At 73.5% G+C, this 16,451-nt stretch carries 16 protein-coding genes; 12 read left to right on the top strand and 4 right to left on the bottom strand.

Going from position 1 to position 16,451, the window contains the following annotated elements; translation table 11 throughout:
- Positions 1 to 14 precede the first annotated feature (14 nt).
- Positions 15 to 806: a hypothetical protein gene (locus ETAA1_RS02880; protein WP_145234144.1), complete on the bottom strand. Its 792-nt coding sequence runs from the start codon at positions 804 to 806 to the stop codon at positions 15 to 17.
- Positions 807 to 1,960: 1,154 nt separating this feature from the next.
- On the opposite strand from ETAA1_RS02880, the gene ETAA1_RS02875 reads away from it, so the two are divergent.
- Both ETAA1_RS02875 and ETAA1_RS02870 read left to right on the top strand, forming a co-directional pair.
- Positions 1,961 to 2,827: a phosphoribosylaminoimidazolesuccinocarboxamide synthase gene (locus ETAA1_RS02875; RefSeq protein WP_145234142.1), complete on the top strand. Its 867-nt coding sequence runs from the start codon at positions 1,961 to 1,963 to the stop codon at positions 2,825 to 2,827.
- Positions 2,828 to 2,893: 66 nt separating this feature from the next.
- The gene (locus ETAA1_RS02870) at positions 2,894 to 3,286 is read left to right on the top strand and encodes a four helix bundle protein (protein WP_202920620.1); all 393 of its coding nucleotides are present in this window, start codon (positions 2,894 to 2,896) and stop codon (positions 3,284 to 3,286) included.
- 86 nt (positions 3,287 to 3,372) lie between these two features.
- Here ETAA1_RS02870 and ETAA1_RS02865 read toward each other — a convergent pair whose 3' ends face one another.
- The gene (locus tag ETAA1_RS02865; protein ID WP_145234140.1) at positions 3,373 to 4,746 is read right to left on the bottom strand and encodes an FHA domain-containing protein; all 1,374 of its coding nucleotides are present in this window, start codon (positions 4,744 to 4,746) and stop codon (positions 3,373 to 3,375) included.
- Between the two features lie 227 nt (positions 4,747 to 4,973).
- Here ETAA1_RS02865 and ETAA1_RS02860 point away from each other — a divergent pair, with 227 nt between their 5' ends.
- The 9 genes from ETAA1_RS02860 to ETAA1_RS02825 are packed head-to-tail and all read left to right on the top strand — an operon-like array spanning position 4,974 to position 14,318.
- The gene (locus ETAA1_RS02860) at positions 4,974 to 5,942 is read left to right on the top strand and encodes an exosortase/archaeosortase family protein (RefSeq protein WP_202920619.1); all 969 of its coding nucleotides are present in this window, start codon (positions 4,974 to 4,976) and stop codon (positions 5,940 to 5,942) included.
- Positions 5,939 to 7,147 carry a VanZ family protein gene (locus ETAA1_RS33310; protein WP_202920618.1) on the top strand — a complete coding sequence of 403 codons (1,209 nt, stop codon included), beginning with the start codon at positions 5,939 to 5,941 and terminating at the stop codon, positions 7,145 to 7,147. Before ETAA1_RS02860 ends, ETAA1_RS33310 begins: the two co-directional genes overlap by 4 nt.
- A gap of 44 nt (positions 7,148 to 7,191) precedes the next feature.
- Positions 7,192 to 8,076 (top strand): ABC transporter permease, encoded by an 885-nt coding sequence (locus ETAA1_RS02850; RefSeq protein ID WP_145234134.1) that lies wholly within the window; start codon positions 7,192 to 7,194, stop codon positions 8,074 to 8,076.
- 13 nt (positions 8,077 to 8,089) lie between these two features.
- Positions 8,090 to 9,334: an ABC transporter ATP-binding protein gene (locus ETAA1_RS02845; protein ID WP_145234133.1), complete on the top strand. Its 1,245-nt coding sequence runs from the start codon at positions 8,090 to 8,092 to the stop codon at positions 9,332 to 9,334.
- Positions 9,331 to 10,269 carry an FkbM family methyltransferase gene (locus tag ETAA1_RS02840; protein ID WP_145234131.1) on the top strand — a complete coding sequence of 313 codons (939 nt, stop codon included), beginning with the start codon at positions 9,331 to 9,333 and terminating at the stop codon, positions 10,267 to 10,269. The genes ETAA1_RS02845 and ETAA1_RS02840 overlap by 4 nt, the downstream gene beginning before the upstream one ends.
- Entirely contained in the window at positions 10,266 to 11,471 is a 1,206-nt protein-coding gene (locus tag ETAA1_RS02835) for a glycosyltransferase (protein ID WP_145234129.1), read from the top strand. Before ETAA1_RS02840 ends, ETAA1_RS02835 begins: the two co-directional genes overlap by 4 nt.
- Positions 11,468 to 12,388 (top strand): glycosyltransferase family protein, encoded by a 921-nt coding sequence (locus tag ETAA1_RS31410; RefSeq protein WP_202920617.1) that lies wholly within the window; start codon positions 11,468 to 11,470, stop codon positions 12,386 to 12,388. Before ETAA1_RS02835 ends, ETAA1_RS31410 begins: the two co-directional genes overlap by 4 nt.
- The gene (locus tag ETAA1_RS02830; protein WP_202920616.1) at positions 12,385 to 13,350 is read left to right on the top strand and encodes a glycosyltransferase family 2 protein; all 966 of its coding nucleotides are present in this window, start codon (positions 12,385 to 12,387) and stop codon (positions 13,348 to 13,350) included. Before ETAA1_RS31410 ends, ETAA1_RS02830 begins: the two co-directional genes overlap by 4 nt.
- Positions 13,347 to 14,318: a glycosyltransferase family 2 protein gene (locus ETAA1_RS02825; RefSeq protein WP_202920615.1), complete on the top strand. Its 972-nt coding sequence runs from the start codon at positions 13,347 to 13,349 to the stop codon at positions 14,316 to 14,318. Before ETAA1_RS02830 ends, ETAA1_RS02825 begins: the two co-directional genes overlap by 4 nt.
- Here the strand turns inward: ETAA1_RS02825 and ETAA1_RS02820 are convergent.
- Both ETAA1_RS02820 and ETAA1_RS02815 read right to left on the bottom strand, forming a co-directional pair.
- Positions 14,305 to 15,513, bottom strand: coding sequence for a M20/M25/M40 family metallo-hydrolase (locus ETAA1_RS02820; RefSeq protein ID WP_145234123.1), 1,209 nt, complete (start codon positions 15,511 to 15,513; stop codon positions 14,305 to 14,307). The two genes, ETAA1_RS02825 and ETAA1_RS02820, sit on opposite strands and share 14 nt — an antisense overlap.
- 56 nt (positions 15,514 to 15,569) lie before the next feature.
- A complete protein-coding gene (locus tag ETAA1_RS02815) occupies positions 15,570 to 15,755 on the bottom strand; it encodes a hypothetical protein (RefSeq protein WP_145234121.1) in 186 nt (61 codons plus the stop codon).
- Between the two features lie 243 nt (positions 15,756 to 15,998).
- Here ETAA1_RS02815 and ETAA1_RS02810 point away from each other — a divergent pair, with 243 nt between their 5' ends.
- Positions 15,999 to 16,397, top strand: a complete 399-nt coding sequence (locus tag ETAA1_RS02810) for an acyl-CoA thioesterase (RefSeq protein WP_145234119.1) — start codon at positions 15,999 to 16,001, stop codon at positions 16,395 to 16,397.
- Positions 16,398 to 16,451: the final 54 nt, after the last annotated feature.

Below are 16,451 nucleotides of genomic sequence, written 5' to 3'. Positions count from 1 at the left end.
CGCGAGCGGCGGAATCAGGGGCCGTACACGGCGGCCCACGCCCCGAGCAGCCGACAGCGGTCGAGGGCGCGCAGGTTCGCGCCGACGAAGCGGCCCAGGTCGCGCCCCGCCCTCCCCTCATCAAACGCCGCCGCGTAGCGGCCGACCACCCCCCCCGCGATTCCCGTCCGCGCCCGAATTCCCTCAACGCTCAATCCGTCGGCGCGCAGCGCCGCCACCAGCTGTGGCCGACCCGGGCCGATTCGGCGCGGCTCCGTCAGGAAGCGGTAACGCCGCCCGACGTACCGCGGCATCGCGTCTAACGCCGCGGCGCGCTTCAGTGACAGGCCCACCCGCGCCGTCGAGAACACCTCCGCCCCGCGGTCCGGCGCGTCGCGGACGTGCAGCGCCTCGCCCGGCAGTTGCGCGTCGAGCGCCGCCACCGTCGGCGCGTCGGTCAGCTGTAACAACCGGTCTACGAGCCGCGAGGGGCCGTCGATCAGTTCGCCGTCGGGCGTCACGACGGTTCGCAGCAGCACGCCGACGGTCGCGGTGTCGTCGCCGAGTGTCAGGTCGAGCCCCTTGAACGAGCCGCCGCGGTAGCTGCCGCCGCTGCGGTGGAAGTACCACCGGCCCCAGCCGCGCTGGAGCGGGTGGGCGTGCGCGAACGGGTCCGGGTGGTCGGCGGCGTGCAGGTAAAGCTCGAGTTCGGCGACGCGCAGCGGTACACCGCCGGCGACCAGCTCGGCGCGGTTGAGCAGCACCGCGGCGACGGCGGCGAACCACGCGGCGGGGTCGGCGGCGGGGCGCGGCGGGAGGGTGAGCACGCGGACGTGATACGGGAAGCAAAAGTGGCCGGCCCCGCGCCATCCGTGGCACAGGACCGGCCCGGCCCACTGGCATCTTGCCGTTGGGCACACGGCCCGGGTGTCGGACAGTCGATCCGCGGCAGGCCCGGAGGAAGCGGTTCCGGCCTGGAGTGGTCTTGCCTTCCGTGGCACACTCACCCCGGCGCGTCGTGCGGCGGGGGCGGGGGTCGCTGGCGAGCCCGGCACCGTGTCTCGGGCGACGACCGGGCGCGCCGCAGCTCTGCGGGCGGGCCGGCGTCGGTTGTCGGGGTGCATCGGGGAACCGCCGGGTGGCGGTTCGGTTGCCTTCGGTTCCTGCTTGCTCGGGCGGCCGCCGGGAGAGTGAGGTGGGTGGCGGCCGGGCCGGGCCTATAGCGGCGCCCCGGGCGCGTGAGCCGGGGTGATCGGGGTCACAGATGGCTGCGGGGCGGTTAGCCTCGGGGTCATCAGGATTCCTCTCGGGAACGCGAATCTGATGGGGGGAGGTTACCGTCTGCGGCGGTGATGTCAACAACGAAGCCACTGCCACCGGGCTGTCAGTAGTGGTTCTGCCGAATGCGTTGAATAGAAGGGATTTACGGACTGTGCCGATTCTGCGCGGGGGGCGCGTCAAGGGCGCACCGGGCGCAAATCGGGTGCCAATTTTCGGGCACGTGCCTCGCCGGAATCCCCGACGACACCGCGAGTTAGCAACGCTCGCGCGGGCGGTGTGAAGGTCGGGGGAAGAATTTTTCCTGGCGGGGGGAGTTTCTGCGCTCGGCAGGCAAAAACGCTGGGATTTCCAGGCTTCTGACGGGATATGAGCCCGCGGAAAAAGGAGCGGCGGCCGCGGGTGTTGCCCGCGGCCGCCGCATGCTGCCTCCACCTGTGCCGCCGGTATCGCCTTTCAGGAACCTGAAAGTGAACAGGGGTGCCTCACGACTGGATTTCGGATCCCATCTTCGACCCGGCGAACCGGACCGGTGGGCTTGCGGCACCAGCCGTATTAACGAAGGCCCCCAGCGCAGTGAATGTCGGTTCGCCAAAAGCGCGCGACCCGTTCGAACACCGCAGAGGCACCCGAATACTACCCCGCGACGCGGCCCGAAACAAGGCGCAGCGTTATCCTGAACCCCACCCCCCGGAGCCGGAGCATGACCGCCGTCCGCGAAACGCACGTCCCCGGCTACCCGTGCCGCCGCGGCAAGGTCCGCGACGTGTATGACCTCGGCGACACCCTCGCCATCATCGCCACGGACCGCATCAGCGCGTTCGACCACGTCCTCACGCCGCCGATCCCCGAGAAGGGCGTCGTCCTCACGGCGTTGAGCGTGTTCTGGTTCGACTTCCTGAAGGTGCCGCACCACCTGATCAGCACCGCCCTCGACGACCTGCCGCCGGCCTTCCGCCGGCCCGAGTTCGCCGGCCGCACCATGCTCGTCCGCAAGACGACGGTCGTGCCGGTGGAGTGCGTCGCCCGCGGCTACCTCGCCGGCTCCGGGTGGAAGGAGTACCGCCAGTCGCGCACCGTGTGCGGCATCCCGCTGCCGGACGGCCTCCGCGACGCGGACCGGCTGCCGGAACCGATCTTCACCCCGGCGACGAAGGCGGAGCAGGGTCTGCACGACGAGAACATTTCGTTCGCCGAGATGGAGCGGGCCGTGGGCGCCGCCACCGCCGCGGAGCTGCGCGACCGCACGCTCGACGTGTACCGCCGGGCCGCGGCGCACGCCGAGGCCCGCGGCATCATCCTCGCCGACACGAAGCTCGAGTGGGGCCGCCTGCCGACGGGCGAGCTGATCCTCATCGACGAGGTGCTGACGCCGGACAGCTCGCGGTTCTGGCCGAAGGACACGTACCGGCCGGGCGGGTCGCCACCGTCGTTCGACAAGCAGTTCGTACGGGACTGGCTCGAAACGACGTCGTGGGACAAGGCGAGCCCGCCGCCGGAACTGCCGGCGGAGGTGGTCGAGAAGACGGCGGCGAAGTACCGGGAGGCGCTGGACCGGCTGCGGGGGTGAACAGTCGTTGGGAGTCTGCGGGAGTCGTTGGGAGTCTGCGGGAGTACAGATACGGGGGGCCGACGCGTGTGGGCCGAGTCGCACTTTCAACTCGACGTCTACAAGAAGGCGTTCGACGCCGCGATGGCGTGGTTCGAGGCGTCGAAGGGGTTCCCGAAGGCGGAAGCGTATTCGTTGACGGACCAGGGCAGGCGGGCGACCCGGTCGGTGTGCGCGAACCTGGCCGAGGCTTGGCGGAGGCGGATGTACGAGGGCTCGTTCGTCGCCAAGATTGCCGACGCTGAGGGTGAGGCGGCCGAGTCCCAGACGTGGGTCGCGTTCGCCGTCCGTTGCGAATACCTCGACCGGGCGACGGGTGTGGCCCTTCACACCGCTTACGAGGAAGTAATCCGGATGCTCGTCGCCATGCGGGCGCACCCGGAGAAGTGGGTGATCGCGGCGGCGGGAAAGAAACAGTAGCGGAGTCGTTGGGAGTCTGCGGGGGTGGGGAGTCCGGCAGGGTTCATACTCCCCCACTCCCGCAGACTCCCAACGACTCCCAACGACTACTCCCCCCCGCCCGCGAACAGCCCCACGAGCGTGTCCCACCGCTCGCGGCGCTCGCGGTGCAGCTTGCCGATCTTCTCCTGCACCCAGTCGTGGATCGCCTCGCTGCCGGCGGTGCCGACGGCGGTCTCGTCCAGCGCCCGCATCTCCTTCGACCCGGCCTCGGCCAGCGCCAGCCGCGTCACCTCGCCCTGCAACCGGGCCAGCTCGGCGTTCAGCTCCTTGATGCGGATCAACTCCTGCTCCGCCGCCGCCGCCCGCCCCGCCCGGATCTGCCCGCACAGCCGGGCCATCATCAGCAGCGCCTGCTGCAACTGTTCGAACATCTGGCCGTGAATCTCGGCCAGCTGGCCGATCAGCGCCGCGGCCGGGTGGTCGGCAAGGGCCTCCGGCGGCGCCGGGATCGACGAACCGATCCGCCCCGACTTTCCCGCCGGCGCCGCGTCCGACGCCGGGCCGGCGGCCAGCAGGATCGGCGCCGACATCGCCCCGGACGAGTTCGGCCGGCGGAACGCCCCGTGCAGGATGTGCGAGCTCGGCAGCCCCGTGGCCGAGTCGAGCGTCGGCATCCCGCCCAGCGGCACCTCGTCGTCCGGCGGCGGCGGAACGGGCTTCGTGGTGCGGGACGGGGCGGCGCGACCGGTGCGGAGGCGGAGGCCGCTCGGCGTGTCGGTCGGGACCGGGTAGCGGCAGCCGATGTGGAACCGGCCGACGGACAGCGAGGCGCCGTCGGGCAGCGGGGCGACGCGCATCCGCTCGCCGTTCACCACCACGCCCTGGCCGGACAGGTCCACGACCCACAACCCGGTCGGTGTCAGAACCAGGCCGCAGTGGTACGGGGCCACGTCGTCGGCGAGGAGGTTCAGCTTGCACGCCTCGGACTTGCCGACGAGCGTGAGGACGCGGTTGATGGCCCAGCGGTCCTTCGGCGGGCGGCCGCTGCGGAATTCGAGCTGCACGCCGGGGCGGGTGGCGGTCAGGTTCGGGTCGCCCTGGGTCGGCGGCACCTCGAACCGGCCGGGCCGCGCCGAGACCGGGTTCCGCAGGGTGACGCGGAACGGGCCGACCTTCAGCGGCACGCCCGGCTCCATCCAGCCGGGGCCGCGCGTCCCGTCGGGCCAGACGACGCCGGCCCGGCTCCCCAGGTCGAGGGCGTAGGCGCGGCCGTCGAGCACCTGAATCCAGGCGTGGCGGGGGTGGACGTCGGGGTCCGTCAGGGTCACGTCGCAGGCGTCGTCGCGGCCGATGAGGGTGAACGGCTGCGGCATGGACCCTTCGGCGAGGACGCGGCCGTCCGGCAGCCCGACCCGCAGGTCGAGCGGTCCGGTGGCGCCGCACGCCTCGGCGAATCGGGCGATGAGGGGGTCGTTCACGGGTCGCGGCCCCCGGAGTCCAACGGGGTTTTGCTGTCAGTATAGGCTAGGTTTTCCGGTCGTGCCGAAAGTCCCGACAGTCGCCGGACGCGGTGGCGCCCCGCCGCAGGCGGCGGATCGCGCTCTAGGCTCCGGTGCCGCCTCGCGGGTCGCCCCGGTCGTGCGGTTATGGTATAACCTGAATTGCGACTGCCGGCCCGCCCGCCCGGCTTCCCGAGGGTGCCGACTTGTCCGCGTCTCCCGCCGCCGCCACCGTCCGCTCCCCGGCCTGGATCGCGGCCGTGGCCGCCACCGTCGGCGTGTTGGCGTTCGCCTACTTCCCGCTGTTCCGCTACTCCGTCGGCGAGTGGCTCAAGCCCGACTACTCGCACGGCTTCCTGGTGCCGCTGTTCGCCGTGTACCTGGCCTGGCTGTGGAAGGCGTGGGCGCCCGACGAGCTCGCCTGGCCGGACGTGCGCGGGCTGCTGTTCATCGTGGCCGCGGCGCCGCTCCTGGTGCTCGCCCGGCGGACGAACATCGCCCTGGAGTGGGTGCAGGGCGTGTCGTTCGTGCTGGCCGTGCTCGGGGCGGTGACCGTGTTCGGCGGCGTGGCCGCGCTCCGCTGGCTGTACGTCCCGGTGCTGTTCCTGATGTTCATGTTCCCGCTGCCGTACGCGGTCGAGCACACCCTCAGCTGGCCGCTCCAGCGCACGGCCGCGATCGGGGCCGAGTACGTGCTGCAAACCGTCGGCTACCCGACCTACCGCGAGGGCGTCATCCTCCACTGCCAGGACCACCTGCTGGAGGTGCAAAACGCCTGCAACGGCCTGAGCATGTTGCTGACGTTCCTGACGCTCTCGACCGGCATGGCCCTGGTGGTGAAGCGGCCGTGGCTCGACCGCGGGCTGATCCTGGCGGCGGCGGTCCCCATCGCCATCGGGGCGAACATCGTCCGCATCGCGGCGACGGGGGTGCTGTACAACGAGGCGGGCAAGGAACTGGGCGACAGGGTGTTCCACGACTTCGCCGGGTGGATGATGATGCCGCTGGCGCTGGGCGTGCTGTGGCTGGGGCTGAAGGCGCTGGACTGGGTGTTCCTGGAAGACCTGGGCCAGGCCAGCCGCGAGGACGTGATCAAGAACGTGACGGCGAACCCGGCGCTGCTGATCATGCCGCAGTTCGAGGCGGCGGGGAAGAAGCCGGGCGGCGGCCGGTGACGCCCCCCACCCGGGCGACGTACGCCGCGCTCGCGGCCGTCGCCGCACTGTTCGTGCTGTACGGCAGCTGGGTGCCGTTCGACTTCCGCGCCCCGCCCGGCGGCGACCCCGTCGGGTTCTTCGCCGCCTGCCTCCGCGACCGCGTCGCCGTCCACTCCCGGTCCGACGCCGTCGGCAACGTCGGCGTTGCCGTGCCGCTCGGCTTCTTCCTCCTGGCCGCGGCGCGGGTCGATCGGCGCCGGGGAATCGGCGAGCTCGCGGCGGCGCTGGCCCTGTGGCCGCTGGCGGTGGCGGTGGCGGTGGCCGCCGAGTTCGGCCAGGTGTTCCTCCCCACGCGCTTCGCCACCAGCGCCGACATCTGGTGTCAGGCCGTCGGCGCCGCGGTGGGGATGCTCGGCTGGGTGGTCGCCGGCCGGTGGCTGACCGGGCACGCGCGAGCGGTGTGGGAGCGGACGCAGCCGCGGGCGGCGGCGGCCCGGCTGCTGGCGGCGTACCTGCTGTGGGTGGCCGTGGCGCAGGCGCTGCCGCTGGACCTGACGGCGAGCCCGGCCGAGGTGTACCGCAAGGCGCGCGACCGCGTGGTTTACGTGCCGTTCCGCGAGTTCGGCCCCGGCGGCCCGGCCGACGCCGGCATGAAGTTCGTGAAGCTGATCGGCCTGTTCCTCCCCGCGGGGCTGCTGGCCGGTCGGCTGTGGGCCAACCCGCTGCGGCCGCTGGCGCTCGGCGTGCTGTTGGCGGGCGCGACCGAGGCGAGTCAGCTCGTGGTGCATTCGCGGGTGCCGTCGGCGACGGACGTGGTGGCCGGGACGACAGGCGTGCTGCTCGGCTGGGCCGCGGCGCGGTTCGGGTCGCGGGGGCCGTGCGTGACGGCGTGGCTGGCGGCGCTGGCGGTGATCTTCTGGGCGCCGTTCGACTTCCTGGCGTCGGCGGGTTCGTTCGGCTGGCTGCCTGGTCGGCCGCTGGAGGGGCACCCGCTGTTCGCGCTCGAGGACGCCCTGGTCAAGCTGGCGCTGTTCGCGCCGGTGGGGGCCGCGGCGGGGCGGTGGGGGGCGCCGGCCGGCGGGCTGGCGGCGCTGGCGGTCGAGGTGGGTCAGCTGTTCCTGCCGGCGCACGTGCCGGGCGCGTCGGACGTGCTGCTGGGGGCGCTCGGCGGCGCGGCGGGCGGGTGGGCGGCGCGGCGGGCGTTCAGCCCGATCCTGAACTAGGTTGTGGGGGTGGAGTGGCGGACCCGACCCGACCGGACCCGGACATGAGCATCGGCCTGCCCGACGCCCCGGCTGGCCCGCCTGTGCCGCCCGCCGCGGCCGAGTCGGAGCCGCCGCTGGTGGTGGTCGCGCCGCGCTCCGGGCTGGCCGTGCTCGACCTGCGCGAGCTGTGGCGCTACCGCGAGCTGCTGGCGTTCCTGGCGTGGCGCGACGTAAAAATCCGCTACAAGCAGACCGCCTTCGGCCTGCTGTGGGCCGTGGCCCAGCCGCTGGCCACGATGGCGGTGTTCGCGCTGTTCCTCGGCAAGGCCGCCGGCGTGAGCGCCGGCATCGAGCACTACCCGCTGTACGTCCTCGCCGGGATGACGGCGTGGGTGTTCTTCAGCAACGTGGTGCTGGCCGCCGGCAACAGCGTGGTGGCGAACGAGCGGCTCGTCACGAAGGTGTACTTCCCGCGGCTGCTGATCCCGCTCAGCACCGTCGGCGTCGGCCTGTTCGACCTGGCGGTGGCGTCCGGCCTGCTGGCGGTGATGGCGGCGTGGTACGGCGTGTGGCCCGGGTGGAGTGTGCTGCTGCTGCCGGTGGCGGTGCTGCTGCTGGCGGTCGTGGCGGCCGGCGTGGGCATCCTCCTGGCGGCGCTGATCGTGGCGCAGCGCGACTTCCGCTTCGTGCTGACGTTCGGCGTGCAGCTGTGGATGTTCGCCACGCCGACGGTCTACATGTCGCCGGCCGCGCTCGGCCCGACGACCCAGGCGTGGCTGCCGCTGAACCCCGCGTACGGGCTCGTGGCGGCGTTTCGCGCCGCGGCGCTCGGCGGGCCGATCGACTGGTACTCGTTCGGCGTGTCGGCGGCGGTGGCGGTGGGGCTGGCGGCGGTGGGGCTGTGGTACTTCCGCCGCGTCGAGCGGTCGTTCGCGGACACGATTTGAGGGCAGCGCGCCGATGAAGCCCGCGATCCGCGTCGAGGGGCTGGGGAAGCGATACCGGCTGGGCAGCGCCCGGTCGGGGAACAACTTCACGGAGGCGCTCCGCGCCGCCGCCCGCCGCGCCGTGCGCCGCGCCCCCGCCGCGAAGCCGACCGAGTTCTGGGCGCTGCGCGACGTGTCGTTCGAGGTGCAGCCCGGCGAGATCGTCGGCGTCATCGGCCGCAACGGCGCCGGCAAGAGCACGCTGCTGAAGGTGCTGTCGCGGATCGTCGAGCCGACCGACGGCCGCGCCGAGCTCCGCGGCCGGCTCGGCAGCCTGCTCGAGGTCGGCACCGGCTTCCACCCCGAGCTCACCGGCCGCGAGAACGTCTTCCTCAACGGCAGCGTCCTCGGCATGAGCCGCCGGGAGATCGCCCGCAAGTTCGACGAGATCGTCGCGTTCAGCGAGGTGGAGGCGTTCCTCGACACGCCGGTGAAGCGCTACTCGTCCGGCATGTACGTGCGGCTGGCGTTCGCCGTCGCAGCGCACCTGGAGCCGGAAATCCTGGTCGTGGACGAGGTGCTGGCCGTGGGCGACCAGCAGTTCCAGGAGAAGTGCCTCGGCACGCTCAAGAGCGTCAGCCGCGGCGGCCGCACGGTGCTGTTCGTCAGCCACAGCATGACGACGGTTCAGGCCGTGTGCAGCCGCGCCATCGTCCTCGCCGGCGGCCGCGTGACGCTCGACGGCACGCCGAGCGCCGCCGTGCGCGAGTACCTGAAGCAGGCCGACGGCCTCGCCGCCGAGTGGCTCGACGACCGGCCCGCCGACCCGTCGAAGGACGTGATGATCCGCTCCGCGCGGGTCCGCCGCGCCGACGGCACCGCGGCGGCGCAGCTGGCCGCCGACCAGCCGTTCGACCTGGAGATCGGCTACGAGGTGTCCCGCCCCACGACGGCGCAGATCGCCTTCCGGGTGAACCGCGACGACGGGCTGACGGTGTTCACCACCGGCGACGGCGACGCGGCCGGGGTGTTCTGTCGGCCGCAGGCGGCGGGCCGGCACGTCGGCCGGGTGCGCGTGCCGGGGCACTTCCTGGCGCCGGGCCGGTATCACCTGCTGGTCGCCGCGAACCGCTTCGGCGCCGGCACGGTGGACGTGGTGGACCCGGTGCTGAACTTCGAGGTGGACGCGGCCGGGTCGCTGCAAACGATCGAGGGCCGGCTCGGCGTGGTGCTGCCGCGGCTGGAGTGGACGACCGGGCCGGCCGGAGGCGCGTCGTGAACCCGCTCAAGCGTGTGTACCGGGCGCTGGTGCCGGCCGGCTTGCGGAAGGCAGCCGCGGCCAAACGATTCCACCTGGAGCGGGCGCTCGCCCACGCCCCGGCCCGGCGGGCGGCGGCGGCCCGGCTGTGGGCCGCGGCCGGTCAGCCGGTCCGCCCGGTGCGCACGCCGTTCGGCGTCGTCTTCGCCGACGTGCGCGACGCCGGCGTGGGCCTGCCGCTGTACTGCGAAGGGGTGTGGGAGCCGGCCGAGACGCGGGTGCTCCAGGCGACGCTGCGGCCGGGCATGACGTACCTCGACGTGGGCGCGAACATCGGCTACTTCGTCGCCCTGGCGGCGGCGGCGGTCGGCCCCGGCGGGCGCGTCGTGGGCGTCGAGCCAGACCCGTACAACTTCGGCCTGCTGTCGCGCACGGTCCGGCACAACCGCTTGGCGCACGTCACGCTGTTGAACATGGCCGCCGGCCCGGAGGCGGGCACGGCGCGGCTGTTCAAGTCCCGGCGGAACCTCGGCGACCACCGGCTCTACGCCGATGGCGAGGCGGCCGGGCGCGCCGCCGTCGAAGTGCCGGTCGGGCCGCTCGACGCCGAGTTCGCCGCCCGCCGGCTGCCGCCGCCGGACGTGGTGAAGATCGACGTGCAGGGGTACGAGGAACTGGCGTTCCGCGGCATGGGGGCGCTGCTGGCCGGCGACCGGCCGATGACCGTGCTCAGCGAGTTCTGGCCGCTCGGCATCGTCAACGCCGGCGGCGACCCGGCCGCGTACCTGCAGCGATTCCGGCTCGCCGGGTTCGCGTGCTTCCACCCCGCGGCCGACGGCCGGCTCGAACCGGTGGCGTGGGACGCGGTCGGTCGCTTGATTCCGCCGGTGGACCCGGCCCACCCGGACTGGGCGATGACGAACCTGGTGTTCCGCCGCGGCGGGGAGCCGGGATGAACGTGTCGGTGTACCACGAGCCGTCGGCCCCCGGGGTCGGCGGGGCCGAGGTGGTGACGGCGGTGATCGCCGCCGGGCTCGCCCGCGAACACCGCGTCACCCTTCACCACCACCGGCCGTGGCTCACGTCCGAGAAGTGGGCGCAGTTCGCCGACGCCGACCTGGGGAACGTGACGGTGCGCGTCGTCCCGCCGCCGGCGCGGCAGTGGCACGACGCCGGCGGCCGTCCGGACCGCTTCCTCGCCGACCTCCGCGCCTGGCAGGCCGACCTGAGCCGCGGGTTCGACCTGTTCGTCACCTCGACGCACGGCGTGCCGCCGTTCAACCACGCCGCCCGCGGGGCCGTGTACGTCCACTTCCCGACCGACGTCCGGGGCGAGGGGTGGCCGTGGCAGGGCGGCGGGCAAGGGCCGCTGGGGCGCGTCCGAGGGTGGGTGCGCCGGCGGCTCCACGGGCGGGCGTGGCCGGAGCGGTTCGCCGGCTACCAGATTCGGCTGGCGAACTCGCGGTTCACCGCCGACTGGACGGCCGCGCGCTGGGGCGTGCCGTGCGACGTGCTCTACCCGCCGGTGCGGGTCGACGCGTTCCCCGACGTCGCCAAGCGGAACCGGGTCGCGGTGCTCGGCCGGTTCGACCCGATGAAGCGGCAACTGGAGCTGGTGCGGGCGTTCGCGGCCCGCGCGGCCGGCCCGCTGGCCGGGTGGGAGCTCGTGTGCCTCGGCCACCTGTCCGACGCCCCGAGCGAGCGCGACTACTTCGCCACCGTCGGGGCGGCCGGGGCCGGGGCGGCGGTGCGGCTGGTGCCGAACCCGGCGGCGGCCGAGTTGCGGGCCGAGCTGGCGGCCGCGCGCGTGTTCTGGCACGCCGCCGGCCTCGCCGACCCGCCGCCGCCACCCGCCCGGCAGGAGCACTTCGGCATCGCCACGGTGGAGGCGATGGCCGCCGGGTGCGTGCCGTTCGTCCCGGCCCGCGGCGGCCAGCCGGAGATCGTCCGCGACGGCATCGACGGCTACGTCTGTGCGTCGGTCGACGCCATCGCCGACCGCACGGCCGCCGCCCTCGCCGACCCGGCGGCACTCGACCGGCGGGCCGCCGCGGCGCGGGAGCGGGCACACGAGTTCGGCCGCGACCGGTTTGACGCCGAGCTGTCCCGCCGGGTCGCGGCTTTGGCCGCCGCCCCGGCCGCGCGGAGGGGCGCATGACCGTCGGGCCGCACGTCACCTACGTGCTCGTGGACGCGGCCGGCGGCCGGTACGCGGCGATGGCCTACCTGTCGGTTGCCGCGCTGCGCCGCGTCCACCCCGGCGCCTGCATCACCCTCGTGTGCGACCCGCCGACGGCCGCCGCCGTGCCGGGGTTCCGCTTCCCACTCCGCGGCCTCGTGGACGAACTGCGCGCCGAGCCGGCCGACATGCCGCACCCGCGCGCCCGCAGCTTCTACCTCAAGACGCGCCTCCGCGACCTGCTCGCAGGCGACTTCGCGTACCTCGACTGCGACACGCTGCCGGTCCGCCCATTCGCCGACGTGTTCGACCGGCCGTTCGACCTGGCGCTGGTGCAGGACCGCAACCACCACGGCCCGGTCCGCCCCGTGTTCCCCGAGTGGGAGCGGCCGCGGATGAAGGCGATGGGCTGGGAGTACCCGCTGGCCCGGTACTTCAACGCCGGCGTGATGTACGTCCGCGATACGCCGGCGGCGCGGGCCGTGGCCGCCGACTGGCAGGCCCGTTGGCACTTCAGCTACGCCCGCGGCGACGACTGGGACCAACTCGCCCTGTCGTGCGCGATCCACACCACGCCCGCGGCCGTGGCCGAACTGCCGCCGGCGTACAACGCCATGGTCAGCGTCCACCCGGCGCTCGCCCGCGGGGCGAAGGTGCTGCACGTCACCGTCGGCAACAGCCTGGTCGGCGACGACACGCTGTTCGGCCACCTCCTCCGCCACCTCGACGCCACCGGCGACGTCGACTGGCCGACACTCGATCGGTGCGTGGCCCGCGACTACCCGTGGGTGGGGCCGGACTGGGCGTACCGGCTGTGGCACACCGGCAACCGCCGCCGGGCCGTCGTCCGTGCCGTCGCCGGCCGACTCGCCCGCCTCATGGGGGGCCGCCCGTGACCGACGCCCTGACCGTCGTCATCCCCGCCTACAACCGCGAGCGCACCGTCGCCGCCACGGTCGCGTCCGTCCGCGCCTGCGGCGTGCCCGCCGAGGTCGTCGTGGTCGATGACGGCTCGAAGGACCGCACCGTGGAGGTGGCGCGCGGCACCGGCGTGACCGTGGTATCGCAGGCGAACGGCGGCCCGGCCGCGGCGCGGAACACCGGCGTCGCCCACGCGAGTGGCGACGTGCTCGCCTTCCTCGACTCCGACGACGTGTGGCTCCCCGGCACCGCCGCCGCCGCCCTCCAGGCACTGCGCGACCACCCCGACCTCGACGCCGTGTTCTGCGAGACGCACTTCGGCAACGCCGCCGATGGCTACCGCCCGCTGAGCCCGATCACCGCCGGCGGCTGCTTCGGCGAGTTGCTCACGGACCCGATCGGGCCCGACCTGTACCGCCTCGACCGCGGCCGGTTCGTGCGGCTCATGCTCGACCGCAACCAGGTGTTCCTCGGCTCGACGCTGATCCGCCGCGCCGCCCTCGACCGGCTCGGCCTGTTCGACCCGCGGCTCTTCGGCGGCGAGGACTACGAGCTGTGTCTGCGGCTCGCGGCTGGCGCGAAGTGGGGGTTCCTGGCCCGCCCGCTGGCGCAGTACGAGAAGCACCCCGGCGGGCTGTCCGCGGACCCCGACCGCATGGCGCGCGAGTTCGCGCTGGCGCTGCGCGACGCGGCCGCGCGGCCGGACCTGTTCACGCCGGCCGAGTACGCGCTGGTGAAGCGGCGGCACCGCGAGCTGTCGTTCTACCACGGCTACGTGGCGTACCAGCGCGGCGACCTGGGCGCGGCCCGCGGCCGGTTCGCGGCGGCGCTTCGGCACGGCGGCTTCAGCCCGAAGGCCGCCGCGTACTGGCTGGTGTGCTGTCTCCCCGGCGGCGTCGTCCGCTCGCTCCGCCGGCTCAAGGGGGCGGCGCCGTGAACGTGTGGGTCGTCCCCGTCAACTTCAACGGCCTCGCCGACACCCGCAAGTGCCTCCGCTCGCTCGCCGAGTTGTCGCCGGCGGCGAACGTGGTGGTCGTGGACAACGCCTCGGCCGACGACCCGCTGCCGGGGTTGAAGGCCGAGTTCCCGTGGTGCCACTTCGTGCAGAACGCGGCGAACGCCGGCTGGAGCGGGGGCAACAACAGCGGCATTCGCTACGCCCTGGCCCGCGGCGCCGAAGTCGTCATCCTGCTGAACAACGACACCGTGGTGCGGCCGGACATGGTCGCCCGGCTGCTCGCGGCGTTGGACGCGCACCCGTCATACGGTGTGATCGGGCCGGTGATCCGCTACATGGACGAGCCGGAGTCCGTGATGACGGACGGGACGGCGTTCAACCGCCCCGGCTACCCCGGCTTCTTCGAGCGGCTGCCGGTGCCCGAGGCGGACGCGGACCCGCCGGCGGTGGCGCCCGTGGACATCGTGAACGGCTGCTGCATGGCCGTGCGCGCCGACGTGTTCCGCCGCGTGGGGCTGATCGACGACCGCTTCTTCCTGATCCACGAGGAGTCCGACTTCTGCCTGCGGGTGCAGGAGGCGGGCTTCCGCTGCGGGGTGCTGGCGGAGGCGCTGGTGTGGCACAAGGGGTCGAGCTCGTTCGCCCGCACCGGCAAGCGCTGGCAGCGCTACTACGACGCCCGCAATTTGGGGCTGCTGTTGGCGAAGCACGCGGGCCGCGGCACCGCCCGGCGGCGCGGGCTGCGGAGCTACGCGGCGTACCTGCGGTACGCCTATCACCGCTACTGCCACGAGCGCGAGGGGAACCAGCCCGACGCCGCGGACGCGGTGCTGGAGGGACTGGTGGACACGGCGACGCGCCGCTACGGGGCGTACCGGCCGGGCCGGCGCTGGGCGGTGCCGGTGCTGCGGGCCGCGTTCGAGGCGGCGCGGCTTATTCGCCGGTAGCGAGCAGAACAGCCAGACGGCAGGCGCTCTCGAACTCCGTCAGGTCCACGTACTCCTTGACGGTGTGAATCTCGTTCTGGCCGGCGCCGAACGTCACCGTCGGGACGCCGTGCTTCACCATCCAGTTGGCGTCCAGGCCGCCGTTGGTCGTGCGCAGCACCGGCTCGCGGCCGAGCGCCCGCACCGCCGCCGCGGCGCGGGTCACCACCGGGGCGTCGTCCTTCAGGCGGAACGGCACGTAGTCCAGCCGCGACGTGAACACCGCCTTCCCCGGACGGCCCTGGTGGTCGCGCACCTTCGCCGCCGCCGCCGCGAACGCCGCCTTGTACGCCGCCGTGATCGCGCGCACGAACTTCGCGTCGTGGCTGCGGCACTCGCCCTTCACCTGGACGTAGTCGGTCACCACGTTCGTGGCGTCGCCTGCCGGCCTGCCGTCGCCGCCGGTCACCGGGCCGACGTTGCTGGTGCCCTGCTTGTCGCCCTTCACGACCTTGCCGAACCAGCCGCCGGCATGCACCTCGGCCAGCGCCAGGGCCAGGATCAGCGTCGCCGACACGCCCTTCTCCGGCGCCACCCCGGCGTGCGACGCCCGGCCGCGGATGTCCACGGTCCAGCGGTCGGCCCCGATGGCGCCGACGAGCACGTCGCCGGCGCTGCGGCCGTCGAAGTTGAAGCCCATGGCGGGGCCGCCGAGGTCGGCGGGGTTGAGGTGCTTGGCGCCGAACAGGCCGCTCTCCTCGCGCACCGTGAACAGCAGCGTCAGCGGCGGGTGCGGCAGCTTCTGGCGGATCAACTCGGCGACCAGCGTGACGAGCACGGCGCAGCCGGTGCGGTTGTCGCCGCCGAGCGCCGCGTTCGGCGTCTCGTTCACGATGCGCTTGCCCTGCACCTTCGGCTTCGCCCCGGCGCACAGCGGCACCGTGTCGAGGTGCGTCATGAACAGGAGCGGCTTCGCCGGCTTCTTGCTGGTCCCGGGGAGCCGGACGATGAGGTTGCCGGTCTGGGTGGGTTCGGGGATGCGCGTGTGGGCGTCGTCGTGGCGGACGGCGTCGGCGGGGACGCCGGCCTCGTGCAGCGCGGCCACGACGGTGCGGGCGATGTCGGCCTCGCGGCCGGTGACGCCCTCGACCGACAGGAAGCGGACGAGCCGGTCGAGCGCGGCGGCGTGGTCGACGGCGGGCGAGGCGGGCGGCATGGGGTGGCTCGCGGGGGGTGGGGGTGATTGTATGCCCCCCGCGGCGCCCCCCCGGGTTACACCGCCGCGGACGGCGTCGTCGGCTCGGCGGTGCGCGCGACGGTCGCGGGCCAGGGGATGTTGCGGTTCGCCTTGCGGGCGGCGCGGAGCACCTCGGCCAGCTCGCGGAGCAGGCCGCGCACCGCGCGCCGCTTCTGGGCCGGGGTCATGTCCGGGGTGATCCGCGGGGTGGTGGTCGGCATCTCGGCCTCCTGCTCGGGTGGGGCGAACCACCTAACGCACGAGCAATGCCACTCGCGCCGATCGCCGCGCGCCCTCGCCGCAACCCCGCGGCCCGTCAACGGCTTACGCACCGCGATTTTTCCGACGGCGGACGCCCCGCGAAGATGGGTACTGGTAATCCGTACAACGGCGGCGGGAAGGCGGGTTGAAGAAGATGCAACCGCCGCCCGTTCGACTCACCAACTCCCCAACCGGGAGGCGCGATGCCCGTCGTGTTCACCGTCTCGCTCGCGGTCCGGCCGGACGACATCGACCAGCAGGGGCACGTCAACAACGTGGCGTTCGTGCGCTACGTGCAGGACGCGGCCGTGGCCCACTGGGTGGCCGCGGCGCCGGCCGAGTTGCAGGCGGCGTTCGCGTGGGTGGTGCGGCGGCACGAGCTCGAATACCTGCGCCCCGGTCTGCCCGGGGAGCAACTGATTGCGCGGACGTGGGTGGGCGAGCCCGGCGGGGCCACATGGGAGCGCTTCACCGAGGTGGTGCGCCCGGACGGCACAGTCCTGGTGACGGCGCGGACGGTGTGGGTGCTGCTGGACGCCGGCACCGGCCGGCCGCGGCGCGTGGACCCGCGGATGGTGGCGGCGCTCGCGGCACAGCTGTAGCATTTTGAAACGAAGAAGCCCACCCGGCGCACCGGGTGGGCTGTCAGCCTCTCA

The sequence above is a fragment of the Urbifossiella limnaea genome (assembly GCF_007747215.1).
GTDB lineage: Bacteria > Planctomycetota > Planctomycetia > Gemmatales > Gemmataceae > Urbifossiella > Urbifossiella limnaea.
The sequence above is the reverse complement of the archived record's forward strand: the minus strand, read 5'-3'. Positions and strand labels throughout refer to the sequence as shown.